The following is a 3,947-nucleotide window of genomic DNA, read 5'->3' as shown; positions in this document are numbered from 1 at the left end:
AGGTGACCTTCGAGGGCCGGGAGGGCCCGGTGTTGGGGATCGTCACCAAGATCAACCGCAAGAGTGTGATCGTGTTGGCCGAGGATGGCACCAAGCAATACAAGGTCTCGCCGGAGTTATTGAGGCCACTACGTGACGTGAAGTAGGTCAACTACGTCGTGGAATGAACGCTTACGCTGCCATGGATAAAGCGAAAAGTCCCGCACCCTGTTTTATATTTCCCTTCCAGGCAACATAGACCGCCACCAATGGCGCGATTGTGATGACAAGCAGAATAAATACCAGCTGCAAGGGCGTGTTTCGGACATCTGCGACAACATGACTATAACCATGAGTAACCTGTACGATCAGGTGCAATACCGCTATGGCCAGTAACGTGAACTTGTCAGATGTCACAGGCATCCCCATTGCATCCCTGTTTTTTTCTTCCCGCTATTTTTCGGATTGGTGAAAGATAAAGAACAAGTCCATACAGGAAAAACAAGGGGACCTGTAAGCAGACTTTGCGGGTTGCATAGATGCCTGTGTAGATTTCATTGCTCTGTTTTTCAACGACAACGATCTCGCCAATGGGGACTTCTCCCAATGGTGAGTCCTCCGTTAACAGTTCGACCCGACCGAGCCAATCCATTTGAGCCGTGCGTTTCGCTTGACGCACACAATCGGGGCAGTTTGGGTTGTAGTACAAAGCTACTTTCGTCATGTTGTGACTCCAGAGTTGGGCCCGTTGCCAACGACGCTCCCAAGTAAAAACTGGCAGCGTTTTCAATGATGAATTTCGAATGCTCCAGAGTTCAAGAATGGGTCGTATTTCCAGAAGAGTCCAAATCAGGACACTGCCTGACGATTCCTGCCTTCTTCGAGGGGATATCGGATACCTACTGTCAACAAAACGACTTTGCCGATTTAACGGTCTGTTGGTGACTGTTTAAAGCTGATCGGTCGACATCCGGGCCAGTTTGAGCCGTTTCGGCTGGGGCAGTCGTTCGATTGGAGTAGTAGTGCTGGGATTTGAGGTGGGTGTCCTATTAAGTCTTGTGACCGTTTCATTCCCTTACACTTCATGAGGAATCCGGTCTAAATCCTGGCAGACCTTGGGCTACTCGCCATTCTTTGATGATTTGGGTAATACGTTCCGGAGTTGCGTCTTTGGGATCATCAGGATAAAAGATCAAATCACTTCCATCGGGGTGTTCAGACAGCTCTTCAAATAATAGCACTGCCTCAATATGCTCCTGCTCCGTACCATAATCATCAACACATATCCTTTTGACCAAATCAAAAAAATCACTTTCACTATATTTTGTTATATCCGAACTCATTGGCTCATGCCTCTTTGGTGAAGATGAATGTGGTTCTTCGGAGTAACGAGTCTTAAGTTGTCTATATCGTATACTTTCCCGCCATTTCTTATCTCATCTACATGGTGAAGCTCGATTTTCACACGCCCACCGACTCTATCTTTTTTTCTACAAAATGGAGCTCGGCCGTTTGACATCGTACTCAATGCATTTTCAGGAAACTGTTGCGATAGCGATTTGTCCTGCGAAACCTCCAACCAAAACGCCTCCCGAAACTTATCAAAACTCGAAAACTCCCGCCCCCTCAGCCTATCAGCAATCTGCGAGGGTACGGGCGCTCCCAGCCCTTCGCTGGCCTGTTCCAGCCAGATCCCTGTGACATCTTCGCCGTAGCCGGTGACCACCCCGGACTCATTCCGGGCAGTGTTCCTGAATACCAGGTACAACGGCTCGATCCCGCTGTCCGCCGGGAAAGTGACAATCAGTTCCACCTGTTCCTCCGCCGGGTTGGGGTAGACCGGCGGGTTAATTTCCTGGCCATTTTCCTCAATGGGCAACACCAGGATAGAGAATGGATCGATACCGGTGTCGGCGGGAAAGGCAGTGTTGGTCCGGGGGCTGTTTCCGCTCTCGTCCGGATACCAGACAAGGGTAAGGTCATCGTCCACGGCAACTTCGAATCGCTCACCCATCGCTGTGGCCTTGACTACCTTCACCCGGTCGCCGTAACTACTGTTTTCCCCTGTGTGGTAGCCGGCTACCTGTAGGCGACCATCGTCATCCTCATAGAGCTGGAAGCGCACCCGAGTGGCGCTTTCATCCATCTGCTCCAGTTCTTCCTGGGTATACAAGGTGCCATCCGCCAGTTTGGCGGGCCAGAACGCGAGCAACAGAACGTTAGCGCCGGAGGCCAGGCCCGCCACCAACCTTGCAGCCATGCCCCAATTCAGCGGCAGACGCCTCGCTGATCCGGCCACGGTATCAAGCAGGTGAAAATTACCTGCTCCCAAGCCCCGGCACCGGTTGCCATGGCAGGTGCCAGAATAGCCATGGAGCCAAAGTTGGTGGCCTTTTCTTCATCATCATTGCTGTGGGTATCGCCATGTGGGCGGGTACAGGACTTGGCGAACACCTTTGGGCCCAACGGCGGCAGGGTGAAATTCTCGGAAATCGTCACCGGGGGCAAAACCGGGACACCCATCGAGGGGCAACATCGAAACCATGGACCGGCTGATCTATATCTGATACTGTTTTTTTATACAGTTTTCGAGAAAAGGATCTGCCAATGCCCCGGGCAAGGAGCGCCCAAGTCGCCGTCGAAGCGACACCGTATTATCACTGCGTCAGCCGCTGTGTCCGCCGCGCTTTCCTCTGCGGCCAGGATCCGTTGACGGGTCAGGATCTCTCCCACCGAAGGGCCTGGATTGAATCCCGGCTATTGAAGCTTGCAAAGGTATTCGCCCTGGACGTTTGCGCGTATGCCGTCATGAGTAACCATGTTCATGTGGTCCTGCACATCAACCGGGCCGAAGCGGAGCAGTGGTCACTCAGGATGACGGTCGAGCGGTGGCACCAGTTGTTCAAGGGCACTCTCTTCAGCCAACGTTACTTGCGGGGAGAACCCTTACGCGACATCGAGCAGCGCAAACTGGAAGAGCAGGCGGAGACCTGGCGGGCACGGTTACACGACATCAGTTGGTTCATGCGCTGCCTAAATGAAGACATTGCCCGTCGCGCCAACCTGGAGGACGGCTGTACCGGCCGATTCTGGGAGGGCCGATTCAAGTCGCAGGCCTTGCTGGATGAGCAGGCCCTCGCTGCCTGTCTGGCGTACGTCGATCTCAACCCGGTACGGGCCGGCATCGCCAGGACGCCGGAGGCAAGCGAATTCACCTCCGTCAGAGCCCGGGTGCGACAGCACCTTCATGAAGCCCATCGTCAGCCCAGTGGGCTGTTCCCGTTTGCCGGTTACCCCCGAAAAGACATGCCGACCGGTTTGCCCTTCCGGCTGGAGGATTACTTGGAACTGGTGGACTGGACCGGCCGCCAGCTTCGAGATGACAAGAAAGGCCATATTCCCGAGGTGTTACCTCCAATCCTCCAGCGTCTCGCCATAGATCCTCAGCACTGGCTCTACATGAGTCGCCGGTTTGAGAGCCGCTTCAAGGGGCTGGTCGGCACAGCGTTAAGCCTGAAGGCTGCCTGCCAGCAACTCGGTTACCGAAGGACCGTTGGGCTTGGCAGTTGCCAGGTACTGCTGGGATAGCGTCTTTTTAACCGTTCCCACTCTGTTTGATGATGTCTGCCCTTTTTGAGGGGAGATTGGATAGCTGTTGTCTAAAAAACGACCTTTTTCTATTTAGCGGCCCATTGGCGGCTATTTAAAGCTGATTGATCGAATTTTGGGGGCATACAGAGGCGTTTCGGCTGGGGCTGTCGTTCGATTGGAGTAATAGTGCCGGGATTTGAGGTGGTTTGAGGTGGGTAGGTGGTTTGAGGTGGGTGTCCTATTAGTTATAGAGTTATCGTCAAATCTGGTGTATGAACATCAGGCAGCGTTCCTGTCTGATTGTTGCTCAACCGCTTCTCCGTCCCGGAACTCGACGTTGTTAACGACCAGTTCCAGAAGCTGAAATCCTTTGATGC

4 protein-coding genes are annotated in these 3,947 nt (G+C 53.4%); 1 reads left to right on the top strand and 3 read right to left on the bottom strand.

Going from position 1 to position 3,947, the window contains the following annotated elements; translation table 11 throughout:
* Positions 1-385: 385 nt before the first annotated feature.
* The 3 genes from EZI54_RS23150 to EZI54_RS23140 form a co-directional block, all read right to left on the bottom strand.
* On the bottom strand, positions 386-703 hold the full coding sequence (locus tag EZI54_RS23150) for a thiol-disulfide oxidoreductase DCC family protein (RefSeq protein ID WP_131484230.1): 318 nt from the start codon (positions 701-703) through the stop codon (positions 386-388).
* 358 nt (positions 704-1,061) lie between these two features.
* Positions 1,062-1,322, bottom strand: coding sequence for a bacteriocin immunity protein (locus EZI54_RS23145; protein WP_131484229.1), 261 nt, complete (start codon positions 1,320-1,322; stop codon positions 1,062-1,064).
* Positions 1,319-2,311 carry an S-type pyocin domain-containing protein gene (locus EZI54_RS23140; RefSeq protein WP_131484228.1) on the bottom strand — a complete coding sequence of 331 codons (993 nt, stop codon included), beginning with the start codon at positions 2,309-2,311 and terminating at the stop codon, positions 1,319-1,321. The genes EZI54_RS23145 and EZI54_RS23140 overlap by 4 nt, the downstream gene beginning before the upstream one ends.
* Positions 2,312-2,787: 476 nt before the next feature.
* Here EZI54_RS23140 and EZI54_RS23135 point away from each other — a divergent pair, with 476 nt between their 5' ends.
* Positions 2,788-3,567, top strand: a complete 780-nt coding sequence (locus EZI54_RS23135; protein WP_242674577.1) for a transposase — start codon at positions 2,788-2,790, stop codon at positions 3,565-3,567.
* Positions 3,568-3,947 lie beyond the last annotated feature (380 nt).

Source organism: Marinobacter halodurans, from assembly GCF_004327985.1.
Lineage (GTDB): Bacteria > Pseudomonadota > Gammaproteobacteria > Pseudomonadales > Oleiphilaceae > Marinobacter_A > Marinobacter_A halodurans.
The sequence above is the reverse complement of the archived record's forward strand: the minus strand, read 5'-3'. Positions and strand labels throughout refer to the sequence as shown.

Bases quoted from the DNA above. Each gene is read 5' to 3' on its own strand.
- EZI54_RS23150 (WP_131484230.1), bottom strand. From the start codon at position 703: ATGACGAAAGTAGCTTTGTACTACAACCCAAACTGCCCCGATTGTGTG.
- EZI54_RS23135 (WP_242674577.1), top strand. From the start codon at position 2,788: ATGAGTAACCATGTTCATGTGGTCCTGCACATCAACCGGGCCGAAGCG.
- EZI54_RS23145 (WP_131484229.1), bottom strand. From the start codon at position 1,322: ATGAGTTCGGATATAACAAAATATAGTGAAAGTGATTTTTTTGATTTG.